The following is a 16468-nucleotide window of genomic DNA, read 5'->3' on the forward strand; positions in this document are numbered from 1 at the left end:
CTCATAATATTCGCTATCCTTGTACAAAAGTCCTCTATTATTGAAAAAAACTATTATCTTAATTTGGTTATTTTCAAATATAAAAAGCATCTCATAATGAGACGCCACCGCTAAACTAAGTTTCGCGTATTATATCCAATCTTTTTTAATAGCTTGATGGCCATCTCTTTTTCTTCTGAGTCCAAGACAGACATCATTTTCTCAATTCTACTCTGATGTTCTGGAAAAATGGATGCGATTAATTCCTTCCCCTTTTCTGTTATATGTGCGAATGTTACACGCCGATCATCCGGACAGGACACTCGCATTATTAACCCTCGTTTTTCTAATTTGTCGACTACATAAGTAATACTCCCACTTGCAAGAAGAATCTTCTCACCAATTTGTTGCAGCGGCTGTTCTCCTTTATGAAATAGTAATTCTAATACTGCAAATTCTGTTGGATGGAGCCCACATTCCTGTATAAATTGATTAGAATATTCATTTAACGCACGAAAAGCTCGTGATAAAACAATAAATAATTTTAAATCTTGTTGTTCGTCTTTTTCCATATCATCAATTCCTTTATATCACAACATAAAATTATTGATATTATAAAGATTTTAGAAATAAATGTCAATTTTTTTCTTGTCAAGTAAACTAGTATTTTCAAGTAAAAGTACTAGTATGTGGAAGTTATCATAATTCTTCCAATAATAATGAAAGGTTACCCTCATATGGGATAACCTTTGTTAATAGTTTTGGAATAGATGGTTGTATTGAAGTTATTACATGTGAGGTTATATTCCTTAGGATTTCATTACCGTTGGAGGTTTTTCGTAAGTTGTTTAAACATAAACCATCATTATTTGTCTATGATTTTTCACCTTAATACATTCTTTTTACTTGACTACGATTAATAGATTGACCTGTTTTGCAATATATGATGAACGACATTTCTCTCACAATAACTTTTGCTTGTATATCATTTCCTACTTGAAATAAATAATGATATTCATTTAGAAGTACATCTAATTGTTGACTGCAAGCTATCGTTTTTTTGTCCGTTAATCCATAACATTGTCCAAGGTCAATCATTTCTTCCCGTTTCTGTTGAATCTGAAATAAAAAACTATCTTCTGTTACCGTATCACTATACACAATTACTGTCTCCTTCAACTGCAATATTATTCTATTACCGAAATATTAATTCCCTTGAGAATTATCGCAGGTATTGACGAAAAAGTAAATAGATTCGCAATAATAGACAAAGGTTCTAAAAAACATTGAAATTTCTACATTGTTCACATATATATTCGACAAAAATAGCTATTTTCGTCTTTTTCAACTCTATCAGCAAATACTATCATTACGAGGGATTAGATGTTTTTTAGAATCTTTTAGAAGAAATGGCATATAAGCTCATTTATTAAAAAGAAAAAAATGCCTTCATGATAAAAAGAACCAAGAATAAAATTACTCTTGGTAGTTGTTTGTATAATAATTTATGCTTCTATTTCATCTTTCTCGTAAATAGGAACCCATCCCGCTTCTGTAACAAATATTCTTACTGCAACCACTTTGCGGTCTTCAGATAATGTAAAGTAATGACGAACATTTTCTGGGACAGAGATTAAATCGCCAGGATTTAGATGTACTTCAAAGAAATTATCATCAGATCCTTGAATAATAAAAACACCATGGCCGCTTACAATAAACCGCACCTCATCATCTGTATGATGATGCTCTTGTTGGAAATTTTGTAATAATTGTTCTAAATTTGGTGTATGCTTTGCCAAAGAAATAATGTCATGAGCTTGATATCCTCTTCTTGCGGAAATATCAGCAATCTCTTCTTTAAATACAGCTAGTATTTCTTGTTTTTCTTCCTCGGAAAGAATGAATTTTTCTTGAAGATGTTCAGGCAGCTTTGTAATATTCCAGCTTTCATAAATTACGTCTTGATCTTGCAAGTATTTCACTACTTCCTCTTGGTTATCAATCACTCTGTTAGTACCTTGTATCTTAATCGTTGTCATAATTTAGTTCCTCCTATTTTACTATTTTCTAATTGCAGAATGGTAAGATGATATTGAAATAAAAATTCAGCAGCCTCTAGCAACTTCTTAGCTTCAAATCCATTTTTACCCCATACAGTAATACCATGATTTTGAATTAAAACTGCCCCTTTATCTTCGTGTACATATTGAGAAAACTCCCTAGCTAATTCAGGAATATCGGAGTGATTTCGAATAATAGGAATTTTCAAAACAGATTTTTCATCCCATAAATCAAATGCTTTTATTAGCTCTTGACCTTTGAACACCACCTCTTTCTCTGAAGAATACAACTCTGAAATAACATTATTGGCTACTGTATGTACATGCAGACTGCACCCAGCACCTGTTCTTTGATAAATTTCACAATGAAGCAATGTTTCAGCAGAAGGTTTTAAATCTGTTGCCTGTACTGATTCTCCATATTGATTCACTAATAAGAAATCTTCAGTAGTTCTTTTTCTTTTATCCTTCCCGCTTGCCGTTACTAGAAACTGGACTGGATTCTCCTGAACCTTAATAGCGAGATTTCCACTAGTACCCATGAACCAATCCCTTGCTGCTAATTCATCCTTTATATCAGCCAGTTCATTCCATCTTTCATCTTGGATGGTCATACCCTCACCTCCAATTCTTTTTCTAAAATATCTATACAATCGTTGAAGGTTTGGAATGGATAATAATGAAGTCCAAATTCTTTACATTTATCCGCGAGAAAATCCCTTGCCAAAATAATATCAGCGACTTTAGCAGCTTCTAAGTCTGTTATCGAGTCACCTATTACAATTTTTAATTGTTCCTCATTAGTAAGCTTTCGAATGATAGAAGTTTTACAGCATCCGCATCCATTGGAACAATACTCGTCACATGGATTTGGCCACTGAATTTGTATCTTATCACTGCTGAAATCGCCATGATTGCAATAAACATCTTGAAATGGTCCGAATGACTCTAGCATTGGATATACAAAGAAGTCAATTCCACCGCTTACAATATAAAAAGGAATTTGTTTTGAATCTGCATAATGCACAAAATCTTGAAAGCCATCCCTAATCGTTGCATTTTCTCTAACAAATTGAATAATTTTCTCCTTATTTGCAGAGGGCAATAAGGAAAACATTTTGCCAACACCCTCTTGAATCGTGATCGTTTGAGAAAGTACTTGGTCCTTAATTTGCTCCCAGCCAATAGGAGCAAAATGCTTCATAATGGAAATGATATTATCTGAATTTGTTATTGTCCCGTCGAAATCGCAAAAAATTACCGGCTGCTTCACTTCGCTGCCCCCCATAATGCAAGTGCTGTCTTTAACTCAGGAAATTGGGATGCTGCATCGTCTAACGGCTGATTTTGCATGACTGCATGGATAGCCTGCCTAAATGCTTTTGCACCGCCAATAGCACCCTTAGGATGTCCGTGAACTCCTCCACCTGCATTAATAACACTATCTATACCAAAATCTTTATAAAGAAGCGGCACCAGGCCAGGATGAATCCCTGCGGAAGGAACAGGGAAAGCTGGTTTTACAAAGCTTTCTTCTGTTAAAGCTTTACCTATCCCCAGTGCAGCGTTTTTTTCCAATGCTACACTTCCATATGGAGATGGAAAAAGCGAGAAATCCGCCCCAGCTAAACGGAGCAATTTACCTAATAGCAAGGAATGGGAAACACCGTATTCTTTTGATTGTGTTATCGCCCCACTAAAGGATGGATGTGCCATTAACGGCAAACTAATCTCATCATCTTCTCGTAATTCCTGTAAAACATCTAAGCCATAGGTGAAAACATTAAATAATAATACATCTGCACCTAATTCTTTGGCTCTTCTCGCTTTCTTAGTTAGCTCAAAAGTTCTGCCAGTTAAGTTAACTGCATATAGGGTTCGATGTCCCGTTTCTTGAAACACAGTATCCAAAACTCTTCGTCCCATTTCGATCCGCTTTTCAAAAGGTGCGGTTTCGTTATCAAATAAAATCTCATCATCTTTAACTAAATCAACACCACCAAGTGCTTGTAAGCGAAGCTGACTAGCTAAAAATGGGATATCCCTGCCGATTACACCTTTAAAAATACTCATAAGCAGTGGACGTTCAAATATATTAAGCTTTTCACGAATGCCTTGTATTCCAAAACGCGGGCCCGGAAAATACTTTGCAATATCACCTTCAAACTCTAAATCTACTAATCTTACTTTCCCATCTAACGAGAGTTTTCCAAAAACCGTCGTCAAAATAGCTGGTATATCCGCACTAAAGTTTGCCGATGGATATGCGATTTTTATGATAGCTTTCGCTTCTTTTTCAGAAACCGTGTTAACCTCTTCCACAGATATGACTCTGCCTTTGTGCTTTATTAACTGTTCCTGTTCAAGGATCGGCAAATTTGTCCATGATCCAATGGTTAATCCTAATGCAATATCTTCCGCCTTTTTATCAAAAGTGTTCGGTTCTCCGTATATGGAGTAGTATGCGATTACTTCACTCAAGTTATTTTCCCTCCACATTAAAAATTGAAAAAACCTCTTCAAAAGAAGAGGTTTTACAGGAAAACTTCTTCTTATCTCTCAGCCTATAGCTGCAAGAATTAGCACCGTGTCTAAAACTATTAGATCGGTTGCCGGGCTTCAAAGGGCTTGTCCCTCCACCTGCTCTTGATAAGAATCAATTTATTTTTTGTTTTATATTGATGAATTACTTTTCACTTCAAATTATTATGAATTATGCCACCACTTTTTGGCCTTGTCAATTAAAAAATATTTAATTTTTCTATACGATTTACTGCTTCTATCAATCTTGATTCGGTCGTTAAAAGACCTACTCTTACGTAACCTTCCCCATATTCTCCAAAACCGATACCAGGTGCAACTGCAACATGGGCCTTCTCCAATAACAAATCCGAAAATTCAATCGAAGAATATCCTTCAGGAACCTTTAACCATGCAAAAAAAGATCCCTTTGGTGCTTTAACGTCCCATCCAATGTTTTGCAGCCTATCAATAAAAGCATTTCTCCGGCTCTCATACATCGTAGTTAATTTATCGACGCATTCTTGTGATTCTAATAACGCAGTAGCAGCAGCTTCTTGAATTGCTCCAAATAAGCTGACATACAAATGATCTTGCAATAAATTGATTGCTTCGATCACACTAGCGTTTCCTACAGCAAAGCCTACTCGCCAACCTGCCATATTATACGTTTTGGATAATGTATAAATTTCTATTCCCGTATTTTTTGCTCCTTCGGCTTGCAAGAAGCTCACAGGCTTTTTACCATCAAATCCTATTGCACCATAAGCAAAATCGTGAACCACACAAATATTATGCTCTTCCGCAAATTGAACAGTTTCATCAAAGAAAGACAAATCAGCACATACACCTGTTGGGTTATTTGGATAGTTTAAAAACATCAATTTTCCCGAATCAGCTACTTCTTTTGGAATCGAATTAAATTTTGGCAAGAAATGATTTTCCGCAAGCAAAGGCATATTATACATGGCGGCTTGAGCTAACGCTACCCCAGACATATAATCTGGATAACCAGGGTCCGGTACAAGAACAGTATCACCGGGATTCAGCAAGCATTGGGAAATCTCTACAAGACCTGCTTTTCCGCCAAATAAAACTGCCACTTCAGTTTCCGCATCAATTGTTACCCCGTATTCACGTTTGTAGAATGTTGCTACCGCTTCTTTTAAATAACTATATCCTCTAAAAGGGGAATATTTATGATTATTAGGATTTGAAGCTGCCTCCTGTAATCGCTGAACAATAAGGTCCGGTGTAGGCTGATCCGGATTTCCCTGCCCAAGATTTATCACATCATGCCCCTTCGCTTTCTCCTTCTCCACCTTTGAAACTAAGGAGGCAAAAAATTGCTTTGGTAAGTGGGTCAGAATATCGGATGTCGGAAACGTTTTCATAGAATCACCCTTTTAATATATATTTATCAAGTTTTGAACAGTAATTGTATTGAATATTTAATTGCTTTTAAATTTTTCTTTCAAAATCTAATTACAAATGTTATAACGAAAACAAGACGATGTAAAGGAATTTTTCGAGGAGTGGTATTGATGAAGTGGAAGATTGCCTGCATTCAAATGGATATTGAGTATGGCTGCCCAGATAAAAATTACACAACAGTTAGAAAATGGATTCAAAAAGCTGCAGAGGAAAAATGTGATATTGCCGTACTGCCCGAACTATGGACTACTGGATATGATTTAACTCGATTATCCGAAATTGGCGATGAAAATGCAGCAGAATCTTTGAGTTTTCTGCAAAATGCAGCGAAGGAATATAAAATACACCTAATTGGAGGATCCGTTGCGAAAAAAACAGACGATGGAATCTTCAATACGATGCTAATTGTGGATCGTAATGGACAATTGGTTAAAGAATACGATAAGCTGCATCTTTTTAAATTGATGGATGAGCACCTGTATCTTCAAGGTGGGAAAGGAGACGGATTATTCGAACTGGAAAATGAAACATTTGGCACAGTTATTTGCTACGATATTCGTTTTCCGGAGTGGATTCGCAAGCATGCGTTAAATGGAGCAAAGGCGATCTTCGTTTCAGCCGAATGGCCAAATCCTAGGTTACATCACTGGAAAAGCTTATTGATAGCTAGAGCTATTGAAAATCAATGCTACGTTATTGCCTGCAATCGTGTTGGCAGTGACCCTAAGAACCATTTTTTTGGACATTCGCTTATTATCGATCCATGGGGGGAAATCATTTCAGAAGGAACAGAAAACGAAGATCTAGTCATGGGAGAAATTGATATAGAAACCGTTTCAAAAGTCCGGAACACAATCCCTGTTTTTACTGATAGATTGCCAGAATTCTATTAAATTTATTTTTTTTATTGACAAATAGAATTTCATGTTTGTAAAATAGCTTTAATTGAATATTTGATTATTACCTAATTTTCTCTTATCAAGAGCAGGCTGAGGGATTTGGCCCTATGAAGCCCAGCAACCGACCGTAATACCGTTGTAAAACGGGGCGCTATGTTTTTGCGCCGGGATTTTCCCACGAAGGCACGGTGCTAATTCCAACAGAAGAATTTCCTTCTGGCAGATAAGAGGTGCGAAGATGACTTCAAGCCTCTTTCTATGTGGAAAGAGGCTTTTCTTATTGTTGAAAAGCCTCCTAAACAGAAAATTTCTAAATAGCATTAATGCTTTTATCAGGAGGAGGAATTAAAATGGCAATAGCAAAGGAAAATACATACACGCCATTAACGGTGGAATCAGTGATTGATTTAGCTATCCATTTACAATTATTCAATAATAAAGAAAACTTGATTTGTAAAGAAATAGGTGATGGAAATTTAAATCTAGTTTTTCATATTTTTGATAATGAAAGTCAAAAAGGAATTATCGTAAAACAAGCACTGCCATATGCTAAAGTTGTAGGTGAAAGCTGGCCACTAACCATCCATCGCTCAGAGATCGAGGCCAATGCCTTAAAAATTCATGGTGAATTTGTGCCGCATCTTGTACCAAAGGTTTATCATACGGACAAAGCTTTAGCGATTACTGTTATGGAAGATCTATCTCATTTAACAATCGTACGTACTGGCTTACTAGATGGACAAAATTATCCACTTCTTTCTTCGCATGTCGGTGAATATTTAGCAAAGACATTGTTCTATACATCAGACTATGCTCTTCACCCATTCAAGAAGAAGGACTTGGTGACACAATTTTCCAACCCAGAGTTGCGTAAAATTACTGAAGACTTAGTCTTTACAGATCCATTTTTCGATATAGATACAAATGATTATGAAGAAGAACTTAAGGAGTCCGTCCATGAGATTTGGAAAGATTCATCGTTAAAATTCGAGGTTGCCAAGTTAAAGAAACAATTTTTAACTGAAACGGAGGCACTTCTACATGGAGATTTACATACAGGCAGCATTTTTGCCAGCAAAAAAGAAACAAAGGTCATTGATCCTGAGTTTGCTTTTTATGGCCCATTCGGCTTCGATGTAGGACAATTCTTAGCGAATTTAATTTTTCAAGTTATCATAAGAAAAGGTGAGCAAAGAGAAATAATTCTTGATCATATTGAAAAAACATGGGAGACATTTCAATCTATTTTTATCAGTTCATGGCAGAAGGATTGCCTTGAACCATTTGCAGAAGTTGATAGCTACTTGCCTTATATCCTTGAAAAAATATTCACTGATTCCATCGGTTTTGCAGGATGTGAATTAATTCGCAGAACAATTGGACTTTCACATGTTAAGGATTTAGATGAAATTACGGAGAAAGATGTACGAATTGCCGCCAAAAAGAAAGCATTGAAACTGGGCAGTGTATGTATTCATAATCGTAATTCGATAAATAGCATCCAGGATTTTATTCCACTTATAAAACATAACATCAAAGAAATATAACACAAAAGGAGTATATACATGGTTCACACATTACGGATTCCCATTTCTGTAGAATGGAAAGAAGATCATATTAAGCTTCTAAATCAACAGAATCTTCCCCATCAAACAGATTATATTGACTTATTAACAATTGAAGATGTGTATGATGCAATCGTTACGCTTAAAGTTCGTGGTGCGCCAGCCATCGGAATTGTGGCGGCATATGGACTTGCGATGTCTGCTCAAAAATATGACACTGCAACAATAGAACAATTTAAATTGAAGGTCGAAACAGAAAAAAAATATTTAGCTAGCTCAAGACCTACTGCAGTCAATCTATTTTGGGCACTTAATCGTATGAATAAATCGCTAGAAAATGTTCGCTCCATAAATGAAGCAAAAACAACGCTTCTTCATGAGGCTTTTCAAATTCAAGCAGAGGATGAGGAAATGTGCAGACAAATTGGTGAGAACGCCTTAACTTTGCTAAATCCTGGTGATTCAGTTATGACCATTTGCAATGCCGGTTCTATTGCTACTGCAAAATACGGAACAGCACTTGCTCCCTTTCACCTTGCAAGGGAAAAAGGAAAACAATTTCATGTATACATTTGTGAAACCCGACCTGTTTTACAAGGTGCAAGATTAACTGCCTGGGAATTACAGCAATCTGGTGTGGAAACTACCTTAATTACTGATAATATGGCAGCACATACAATGAAATCAAAAGATATAAAAGCAGTAATTGTTGGAGCAGATCGAATAGCTGCTAATGGGGACACAGCTAATAAAATTGGAACGTTCGGGCTTGCACTTATAGCAAAAGCACTTGACATACCATTCTATATTGCGGCACCTTCATCAAGTTTTGATTTATCCATTAACACTGGTGATGAAATTACGATTGAGGAACGACACGCAAACGAAGTCCTTCAAATAGCCAATACGACCATTGCTCCGGAAAATACAAATGTGTTTAATCCAGCATTTGATGTTACTCCGAATCATTTAATATCTGCGATTATTACGGAAAAAGGGATACTTTATCCTGATTATACTGAACAAATCCGCAAAAATATCGTATAAAATAGAAACTAGCCTACCGCTAGTTTCTTTTAATTGGGATATATAGATGAAATTTGGTGCCAACTCCAACTTTACTTTCAACCTCTACTTTCCCTTTATGTTCTTTGATAATTTTATAGCTCACCATTAATCCTAATCCTGTCCCGCGATCCTTCGTTGTATAAAAAGGTTCCCCTAGTCGTTTTATCTTCTTTTCGGGTATTCCTTCGCCTTCATCTTCGATAACTATATGTATATACTGATTTGGCTTGTTATCAATCTTTATCGTAACAAATCCACCTGAAGGCATTACTTCAATGGCATTTTTGATGATATTAATGAAAACCTGCTTCATTTGATTGGGCTCACAAAATACCTCTGGAAGTTCTTCTTCATATTCGTTCTTAAATTGAATATTATTCATTAATGCCTGACCATTCAATAGCTCCAATGTATCATTCATTATCATTCTCATATCATGGTATCTAAATTGGATAGCTTGCGGCTTGGCAAGGATTAAAAACTCCGTTATGGTAGATTCAATTCTCCTTAACTCAGACATAATGACCTTAAAATACATGGAATGATCTTCCTTCATACTCATTTCCAGTAACTGAATAAATCCTTTTAGAGCAGTCATTGGGTTTCGTATTTCATGGGCAATACCAGCGGCTAATTCGCCTACTACACTTAGTGTATCCGATTTTTGTAATTGCTCCTGCAACCCTATTTTTTCGGTGACATTTCTAATGACAGTTAAGCTTAAGTTAGAGGTAACATTTCCTTTAGAGCTAAATTCGAAATACATGTTACCATTTCTAGTCGGAATAGTTACCATAGAATCCGCAGTTCCTTGTCTTTCTAACTCTGCGATATGTGCCTCAATTTCAACTTTAATCCTCGGATTAATAATTTCCCAAATATCTTTTCCAATAATATCTTCTCTTTTAGAATTTAGAATATCTGCAGCTACAGGATTTACATCCACGATTTTCTTTTGTAGATTCCATAGAATCATCCCATCAAATGCCTCTTCAAAAAGACTTCTATATAGCTTATCACTTTTCTTTAAATCGAAGTTTTTTTCATTATCAAATGCTAATTGACTCTCCTTTATTAGCTCATCACTAATATCCATTCACACTCTCTCCTAATTATTCGTCTATACATGAAATTTCTATATTTACATGCTAAAATTCCCAAAAAACATTTATTATAGTTTGTTATATCCAATACTTTCGGTACCTTACCAAAAATTCCTGCGTATTTAACCATTTTTTTAAAATAATATCAGACATTGAGGTTTTTGCGGACATTCGTTAAAATAAATTGATTGGGCTGTTTTTGTATAAATTGTTGCTTTTCGCTCTTTGAGCAAAATACTAAAAAACGAAAGTTCCGGTGCATCTTTTCTTAAATAACATCTATTTTAAAATAAGCTGGGAAATTTATGAGGTTTTGATTAAAATAAACGCCAAAGTATAAGAAAAGAGCAATTGATCACAAACAATTATTTTATTTACCATTAAACAATCGCCCACCGAATAGGAAAGTAGAGGAAGATTAAAAAAAGATGAACATTATTGTTAGTACATTAAACGCAAAATATATCCATACTAATTTAGCGATTCGCTATCTAAAAGCATATGCAGAACCTGAATTCAATGTAAAAATAACTGAGTATACTATTAAAGATCCTATAATGAATATTGTATCAGATTTATTTTCAAAAAAACCAGATATATTAGGATTCAGCTGCTATATTTGGAATATAGAAGAAACGATACAAGTTATTAAAGTGATCAAAAAAATTATGCCACAGTTAAAAATTGTGCTTGGCGGTCCGGAAGTAACCTATGATTTTACCTACTGGTTAAAACGATTGCCCGAGGTTGATTATATAGTAGTAGGCGAAGGGGAAGAAACATTTAAACAACTACTGAAAGCACTTGATGGACAAATGAGTATAGAAAATGTCCAAGGCATTTCCTTTATGAAAGATGAAAAAATAGTCATAAATCCAGCTCCAAGTAAAATTGACTTAAAACAACTCCCATCCCCATTTCGCTTTGATGAAGATTTATCACATCTTTCTAAACGCGTTATATATGTAGAAACTAGCCGTGGTTGTCCATTTAACTGTCAGTTTTGTCTATCTTCCATTGAAGTGGGAGTCCGTTATTTTAACAGAGATAGAATTAAAGATGACATTCGTTTCTTAATGGATCACGGTGCAAAGACCATTAAATTTGTCGACCGAACTTTTAATATTAGCCGCAGCTATGCTATGGAGATGTTCCAATTCTTAATTGATGAGCATAAACCAGGTACTGTTTTTCAGTTTGAAATCACTGGTGATATTATGAGGCCAGAGGTTATTAGCTTTTTGAATGAAAATGCTCCAGAAGGTTTATTCCGATTTGAAATTGGAGTTCAATCAACAAATGACCTTACTAATGATCTAGTAAAGAGGAGACAGAATTTTGAAAAACTAACTAGAACCGTTACGATGGTGAAGGAAGGCAAAAAGATTGACCAGCATCTTGATCTTATAGCCGGTTTACCAGAAGAAGATTATCAATCCTTTCGAAAAACATTTAATGATGTCTTTGCATTACGACCAGAAGAATTACAGCTTGGATTTTTAAAAATGTTAAGAGGTACTGGGGTAAGAATTAGAGCAAAGGAACATGGCTATGTCTATATGGATCATGCTCCATATGAAATTCTCGAAAATAATGTCTTATCATTTGAAGATGTAGTCAAAATAAAGCAAGTAGAAGATGTATTAGAAAAATATTGGAATGATCACCGAATGGATGAAACAATTGAGTATTTGGTGACCCAAATATTTGAAACACCATTTGATTTTTTTCAAGAGTTTGGGACTTTTTGGGAGGAACAAGGCTGGGGCCGTATTGGACATCAATTAGAGGATTTATTTAAAAGGTTAAGTCAATTTCTAAAGAGTATTCATGCGTCCGAGTTTGAATTAGTGCAAGGACTGATGAAATACGATTACTTAAAACAACATCGTTATAAGCCTAGAAAGTCATGGTGGGAACAAAAAATAGGCAAAGAGGAAAGTACACAAGTTTATAATTATATAAAAAACCATCCAGAACATTTAGGAGATTCATTTCAAGCTTTGTCACTTTCTGAAAAAGACCTATTGAAGCATACCATTATTGAAGAAGTTCCATTTGAAAGTAGTTCATTTTTACATTCAAAAATACTGGAAGCAAATCCTTCATATATACTTATTTACTTTGATCCTTTTTCAGGTAAGTCAACAATTTTCCCGGTAAAGAAACAATAATGCCATTTATTTGGCACTATTGTTTCTTTTTTCATTGTCTTTCTTTCTATCCTTGTTTTTGGTAGCTTGACTCAGTTCAAAGAATTTCACAGCATTGATATCTCCAACTTCAGAACCAAGCTCCTCATTTGTCATAATTTCCTGTTCCCTTTTATCCATTGTTTTTTCCTTTCCTACCTTGCTTAGAATTCCGATTTCCATGTTTCGCTGTTTCTTCGCCACTTGAATATTCTGTAGCAAATTCAGACTCAGCTAGGTTTTTTTTTGGTGTTTTATTATTTTTTTCAGCTGCGTTTGCCTCAGCTTTTCTTTTTACCATAATCAAATCCTCTTCTCTTTTGTATTGTAATACTCATTGTTATGTTTTCCAAAAGCAGTGAATTTAATTAAAAGAAGACTTTGTAATTATTATTTCATTCAACAATTTTCCACTTATGTTTCTCATTTTTTATTTCATACTATTACTACACAGCAACACCATTTATATTTTTGAAGGGAGAAAGGATTTATGACAAGAAGCAGTAATAAATTATTAGTTCCAGGTGTCGAACAATATTTAGACCAGATAAAATACGAAATTGCACAGGAATTTGGTGTTAATCTTGGATCTGACACCGTTTCGAGATCAAATGGCTCTGTAGGAGGAGAAATAACAAAGCGCTTAGTAAAACAAGCACAATCAGAACTATCTGGTTTTAATAAATAAAAAAACGGAAAGGGAATTAAAATTATTTCCCTTTCCTTTCATTTTTGCTTTTAATATGATTGCTATGGCCATGGTTATGGTTATGGTTATGGTTATGGTTATGGTTATGGTTATGGTTTTTATCCTCATGTTTGAACTTAAAATGTTTATTCGAATGATGAGTCCGATGATGGTTTTCTTTAATAGCTTTAATTTTTTTATTCTTTTTATAATGTTTTTTCTTTTCGATTTGATTCTGATGACTATATTTTTTCTTTGGTAATATCTTCGTTTTATTTTGTGTTTCTTTTATTTTTTGTTTTTTTTCAGCTTTAACATTCGTGATGTTCAAATTTTGTGAAGGATTTACATGTTGTAATTCGTTGTTCATGGAGCTTTTGCTCTTAACATTTTTTTTGTTTTTTTTCTTCATCATATATTGACCAGTCGATACACCGCTTTTTAAAGCATCTTTTCTCTCATTCATCGATGCATTGACAACTTGTAGACTTGCATGAAAGCTTTCTGCTACAGGAGCCAAATCCTGAACTTTTCTCTCTAATTTCATCTTATTCTTTGCTTCGTGATCATTTTTCAGAACAGATGCAATGACGACTTTTGAGTCATCAGTTATGTAGCCAAGCGATTTACTTTGGAGTAGAACTTTTTTAGCCACATCTTCAAAGTTCTGTCTACCTTCTACATTTATTTTCGATAATACTCTTTTTCCATCTCGGTTAAGTGCATGTGCATCAATTACTTGCAAATATTTATTTAATACAAGTTCAACACTAGGGTTCGCATCAATGGATACATACGCATATGCCCTATTTTGATTTAGCACGTTAAAAAATATTAAACAAATAATAAATATACCTACAGCTGCAAGACTACCGATTTTAGCGGGAATAAAAGCCCGTGGGAAATGAAGTTTTTTTATATAAGGGTCAAAGGCAATCTCCTGCCCAATATTAAAGTCGTCATGAGGCTTCATGCCTTTTACAAACTCTCCATCTGGAGTTAGCATGACAAAATATTTTTTCTTAATTTCGAGTATAACTCCTTTTCTCATCCCACTAACCTTCCTTTTATATACTCCTTCAAATAAAGAAAGTCACCCGTTAATATTAATACAATTGCGATAATATATTTACGGTTTCGTTCGAGCGTCTTCCGACTTACATTTACTCTTTTTTCAAGTAATTTCATTGGCAGCTTTTTATTTTGTGTTAATTGTTCTAAAAGCTCATGATCATCTACAATTTCATTCGCTGCCATGAAAGCATTGATTCTTGCATCTTCATGTTTAGGGGAATGTTTGATTAAATCTTTAAAAGAAAGCTTATACATTTTCAACGATTCTTCGAAGCGAATAATTTCTTCTTTTCTTTTTTCTTCATCCCGTTTAATATGAAAATCCTCAATGGATAAGTTGTTTTCTATTGATTGCAAATTACCGTTTGTATCGTTATCATTGATGCCTAATTGTGTATTGTATTCCTTATATTTAGAATTACTCCGAATATAATCAATAACTTTCCGTTTTATAATAACTTCTGCAAATGCAAGCAAGGATGAACCTCTATTTTGGTCATATTTCATAATAGCTTCATGAAATGCTATAAGACCAATGCTAAACTCATCATCACTATCATCTATATAGTGTTTGCAAACGGTAGAAACCGTTTTCTTTATAAAAGGCTTATACTTCGAAAGCAATTCACATAAGGCTGCTTCATCACCGTTTTGAATAGATACTACTATTTCTTCCAGTGACATATTTTTTTCTTTTGATAGCAGATTCAGCATTGATTTCACCCCATCCTACTATTATAGCATGGATAGGAAATTAGATTCTTTTTCTATGTAATTACAAAATTATTTCAATCAATATAAATGTACGACAAAGGTTACTTATTTGTGAGGGTGGAGATAAAATAAAAAACTGCTGATCCCAGCAGTTTTTACATATCTTGACTTATTTCTATCGTATTTTTTTTCGCAGTTATATATCCTGTTAAAACAATCATTATTACTACAACCCAGAATACTATTTTCCAAGTTAAAGATTCTGGAAAATGAGAATCCACAATTCCTATCTTTTCGTTAGCCAAAGTTAGGATAGTGAGTTTTACCCCAACCCAACCTACAATAAGGAATGCGGCTGTCTCTAGTCCTGGATACTGGCGCATGAGTTTTACAACAGCATTTGCAGCAAACCTAATAATAACGAGTCCTACTATCCCTCCAAGCAACATCACCGTAAATTGACCTCCATCGATTCCGCCAATATGAAACCATCCTGTAGGTTTTAAAGTGATGGCGAGTGCAACAGATGCAAGCATTGAATCAATTGCAAAAGCGATATCGGCTATTTCGACCTTTAAGACTGTCATCCAAAAGGAAGATAGACTTGCCTTAGGTTTCTTATTATCCTTTGCTATTCCCTTTTTACTTTTATAAAGGTGATGGCCAGAAATATAAAATAAATATAGAGCACCAACTGCTTGTATTTGCCAGGCATCTACTAAGAAGGATATTATGAATAGGGCTAGAAAGCGAAACAGAAACGCACCCAATAAACCATAAAAAAGTGCTTTCTTTTGCTTTACCTTTGGTAAATGTTTAACCATCACTGCCATTACAATTGCATTATCGGCCGCTAAAATCCCCTCTAAACCTACTAAAACAAGTAATACCCAACCATACTCCAACAGCAATGAAATGTCCATATGAATGATTGCCTCCTATTTTTCACTATTAAAACAATAATCCTATAAAGGACGCAAAAAAGACCTCTGCCCTTTATAGGCAAAGGTCTTGCTAGACATATGTAAAATGCCAACAAAGCCGATGAATTTCTTCATGTAATGACGACTTTGATTAGATGTATTCACATCCAAAGCTACTCCCCTTTGACATTGTCAAAGTAATATTATTTTTTCTTATTATAATGCATGAAAAATAGTTTAGCAATAAAT

18 protein-coding genes and 3 riboswitches are annotated in these 16468 nt (G+C 34.7%); of the genes, 5 read left to right on the forward strand and 13 right to left on the reverse strand.

Annotated features, from left to right (window positions below; genetic code table 11):
- Positions 1–110 precede the first annotated feature (110 nt).
- The 7 genes from AC3WJF_RS16825 to AC3WJF_RS16855 form a co-directional block, all read right to left on the reverse strand.
- The gene (locus tag AC3WJF_RS16825; RefSeq protein ID WP_492454258.1) at positions 111–551 is read right to left on the reverse strand and encodes a MarR family winged helix-turn-helix transcriptional regulator; all 441 of its coding nucleotides are present in this window, start codon (positions 549–551) and stop codon (positions 111–113) included.
- A 316-nt stretch (positions 552–867) separates the two neighbouring features.
- Positions 868–1140 (reverse strand): Spo0E family sporulation regulatory protein-aspartic acid phosphatase, encoded by a 273-nt coding sequence (locus AC3WJF_RS16830; protein ID WP_492454260.1) that lies wholly within the window; start codon positions 1138–1140, stop codon positions 868–870.
- 344 nt (positions 1141–1484) lie between these two features.
- The gene (locus AC3WJF_RS16835; RefSeq protein ID WP_492454262.1) at positions 1485–2018 is read right to left on the reverse strand and encodes a cupin domain-containing protein; all 534 of its coding nucleotides are present in this window, start codon (positions 2016–2018) and stop codon (positions 1485–1487) included.
- A complete protein-coding gene (locus AC3WJF_RS16840; protein ID WP_492454264.1) occupies positions 2015–2653 on the reverse strand; it encodes a methylthioribulose 1-phosphate dehydratase in 639 nt (212 codons plus the stop codon). The genes AC3WJF_RS16835 and AC3WJF_RS16840 overlap by 4 nt, the downstream gene beginning before the upstream one ends.
- The gene (locus tag AC3WJF_RS16845; protein WP_492454265.1) at positions 2650–3312 is read right to left on the reverse strand and encodes a 2-hydroxy-3-keto-5-methylthiopentenyl-1-phosphate phosphatase; all 663 of its coding nucleotides are present in this window, start codon (positions 3310–3312) and stop codon (positions 2650–2652) included. The genes AC3WJF_RS16840 and AC3WJF_RS16845 overlap by 4 nt, the downstream gene beginning before the upstream one ends.
- Positions 3309–4520 carry a 2,3-diketo-5-methylthiopentyl-1-phosphate enolase gene (locus AC3WJF_RS16850; protein ID WP_492454267.1) on the reverse strand — a complete coding sequence of 404 codons (1212 nt, stop codon included), beginning with the start codon at positions 4518–4520 and terminating at the stop codon, positions 3309–3311. The genes AC3WJF_RS16845 and AC3WJF_RS16850 overlap by 4 nt, the downstream gene beginning before the upstream one ends.
- Before the next feature lie 68 nt (positions 4521–4588).
- A riboswitch (SAM riboswitch) is annotated at positions 4589–4695 on the reverse strand.
- 85 nt (positions 4696–4780) lie between these two features.
- Positions 4781–5953 carry a pyridoxal phosphate-dependent aminotransferase gene (locus tag AC3WJF_RS16855; protein ID WP_492454269.1) on the reverse strand — a complete coding sequence of 391 codons (1173 nt, stop codon included), beginning with the start codon at positions 5951–5953 and terminating at the stop codon, positions 4781–4783.
- A 150-nt stretch (positions 5954–6103) separates the two neighbouring features.
- On the opposite strand from AC3WJF_RS16855, the gene AC3WJF_RS16860 reads away from it, so the two are divergent.
- From AC3WJF_RS16860 to mtnA, 3 genes are all read left to right on the forward strand, one after another.
- Positions 6104–6886 carry a carbon-nitrogen family hydrolase gene (locus tag AC3WJF_RS16860; protein WP_492454271.1) on the forward strand — a complete coding sequence of 261 codons (783 nt, stop codon included), beginning with the start codon at positions 6104–6106 and terminating at the stop codon, positions 6884–6886.
- Between the two features lie 79 nt (positions 6887–6965).
- Positions 6966–7122: riboswitch (SAM riboswitch) on the forward strand.
- Between the two features lie 120 nt (positions 7123–7242).
- Positions 7243–8439: an S-methyl-5-thioribose kinase gene (gene mtnK / locus AC3WJF_RS16865; protein ID WP_492454272.1), complete on the forward strand. Its 1197-nt coding sequence runs from the start codon at positions 7243–7245 to the stop codon at positions 8437–8439.
- A gap of 18 nt (positions 8440–8457) precedes the next feature.
- Positions 8458–9504, forward strand: a complete 1047-nt coding sequence (gene mtnA / locus AC3WJF_RS16870) for an S-methyl-5-thioribose-1-phosphate isomerase (protein ID WP_492454274.1) — start codon at positions 8458–8460, stop codon at positions 9502–9504.
- 19 nt (positions 9505–9523) lie between these two features.
- Here the strand turns inward: mtnA and AC3WJF_RS16875 are convergent, their stop codons facing one another.
- Entirely contained in the window at positions 9524–10621 is a 1098-nt protein-coding gene (locus tag AC3WJF_RS16875; protein WP_492454276.1) for an ATP-binding protein, read from the reverse strand.
- Positions 10622–11056: 435 nt separating this feature from the next.
- Here AC3WJF_RS16875 and AC3WJF_RS16880 point away from each other — a divergent pair, with 435 nt between their 5' ends.
- On the forward strand, positions 11057–12802 hold the full coding sequence (locus AC3WJF_RS16880) for a B12-binding domain-containing radical SAM protein (RefSeq protein WP_492454277.1): 1746 nt from the start codon (positions 11057–11059) through the stop codon (positions 12800–12802).
- A gap of 6 nt (positions 12803–12808) precedes the next feature.
- Here the strand turns inward: AC3WJF_RS16880 and AC3WJF_RS16885 are convergent, their stop codons facing one another.
- Together AC3WJF_RS16885 and ykzP are read right to left on the reverse strand one after the other, a co-directional pair.
- Positions 12809–12961 (reverse strand): hypothetical protein, encoded by a 153-nt coding sequence (locus AC3WJF_RS16885; protein WP_492454279.1) that lies wholly within the window; start codon positions 12959–12961, stop codon positions 12809–12811.
- Positions 12954–13121, reverse strand: a complete 168-nt coding sequence (gene ykzP, locus AC3WJF_RS16890) for a protein YkzP (RefSeq protein WP_492454281.1) — start codon at positions 13119–13121, stop codon at positions 12954–12956. Before ykzP ends, AC3WJF_RS16885 begins: the two co-directional genes overlap by 8 nt.
- Before the next feature lie 189 nt (positions 13122–13310).
- Here ykzP and AC3WJF_RS16895 point away from each other — a divergent pair, with 189 nt between their 5' ends.
- The gene (locus AC3WJF_RS16895) at positions 13311–13508 is read left to right on the forward strand and encodes an alpha/beta-type small acid-soluble spore protein (RefSeq protein ID WP_492454283.1); all 198 of its coding nucleotides are present in this window, start codon (positions 13311–13313) and stop codon (positions 13506–13508) included.
- 22 nt (positions 13509–13530) lie between these two features.
- Here the strand turns inward: AC3WJF_RS16895 and AC3WJF_RS16900 are convergent, their stop codons facing one another.
- The 3 genes from AC3WJF_RS16900 to AC3WJF_RS16910 all read right to left on the reverse strand — a co-directional run bounded on the left by AC3WJF_RS16900 (position 13531) and on the right by AC3WJF_RS16910 (position 16219).
- Positions 13531–14559, reverse strand: coding sequence for an anti-sigma factor domain-containing protein (locus AC3WJF_RS16900; protein WP_492454284.1), 1029 nt, complete (start codon positions 14557–14559; stop codon positions 13531–13533).
- Complete coding sequence (gene sigI / locus AC3WJF_RS16905) at positions 14556–15305, reverse strand: RNA polymerase sigma-I factor (RefSeq protein WP_492454286.1); 750 nt, start codon at positions 15303–15305, stop codon at positions 14556–14558. The genes AC3WJF_RS16900 and sigI overlap by 4 nt, the downstream gene beginning before the upstream one ends.
- Before the next feature lie 146 nt (positions 15306–15451).
- A complete protein-coding gene (locus tag AC3WJF_RS16910; protein ID WP_492454288.1) occupies positions 15452–16219 on the reverse strand; it encodes a TerC family protein in 768 nt (255 codons plus the stop codon).
- Between the two features lie 31 nt (positions 16220–16250).
- Positions 16251–16413: riboswitch (yybP-ykoY riboswitch) on the reverse strand.
- Positions 16414–16468 lie beyond the last annotated feature (55 nt).

The organism is Heyndrickxia sp. FW510-T9, from assembly GCF_058781025.1.

Bases quoted from the DNA above. Each gene is read 5' to 3' on its own strand.
- AC3WJF_RS16840 (WP_492454264.1), bottom strand. From the start codon at position 2,653: ATGACCATCCAAGATGAAAGATGGAATGAACTGGCTGATATAAAGGAT.
- mtnK (WP_492454272.1), top strand. From the start codon at position 7,243: ATGGCAATAGCAAAGGAAAATACATACACGCCATTAACGGTGGAATCA.
- AC3WJF_RS16835 (WP_492454262.1), bottom strand. From the start codon at position 2,018: ATGACAACGATTAAGATACAAGGTACTAACAGAGTGATTGATAACCAA.
- AC3WJF_RS16875 (WP_492454276.1), bottom strand. From the start codon at position 10,621: ATGGATATTAGTGATGAGCTAATAAAGGAGAGTCAATTAGCATTTGAT.
- AC3WJF_RS16880 (WP_492454277.1), top strand. From the start codon at position 11,057: ATGAACATTATTGTTAGTACATTAAACGCAAAATATATCCATACTAAT.
- AC3WJF_RS16855 (WP_492454269.1), bottom strand. From the start codon at position 5,953: ATGAAAACGTTTCCGACATCCGATATTCTGACCCACTTACCAAAGCAA.
- AC3WJF_RS16885 (WP_492454279.1), bottom strand. From the start codon at position 12,961: ATGGATAAAAGGGAACAGGAAATTATGACAAATGAGGAGCTTGGTTCT.
- AC3WJF_RS16895 (WP_492454283.1), top strand. From the start codon at position 13,311: ATGACAAGAAGCAGTAATAAATTATTAGTTCCAGGTGTCGAACAATAT.
- ykzP (WP_492454281.1), bottom strand. From the start codon at position 13,121: ATGGTAAAAAGAAAAGCTGAGGCAAACGCAGCTGAAAAAAATAATAAA.
- AC3WJF_RS16900 (WP_492454284.1), bottom strand. From the start codon at position 14,559: ATGAGAAAAGGAGTTATACTCGAAATTAAGAAAAAATATTTTGTCATG.
- AC3WJF_RS16825 (WP_492454258.1), bottom strand. From the start codon at position 551: ATGGAAAAAGACGAACAACAAGATTTAAAATTATTTATTGTTTTATCA.
- mtnA (WP_492454274.1), top strand. From the start codon at position 8,458: ATGGTTCACACATTACGGATTCCCATTTCTGTAGAATGGAAAGAAGAT.
- AC3WJF_RS16910 (WP_492454288.1), bottom strand. From the start codon at position 16,219: ATGGACATTTCATTGCTGTTGGAGTATGGTTGGGTATTACTTGTTTTA.
- AC3WJF_RS16860 (WP_492454271.1), top strand. From the start codon at position 6,104: ATGAAGTGGAAGATTGCCTGCATTCAAATGGATATTGAGTATGGCTGC.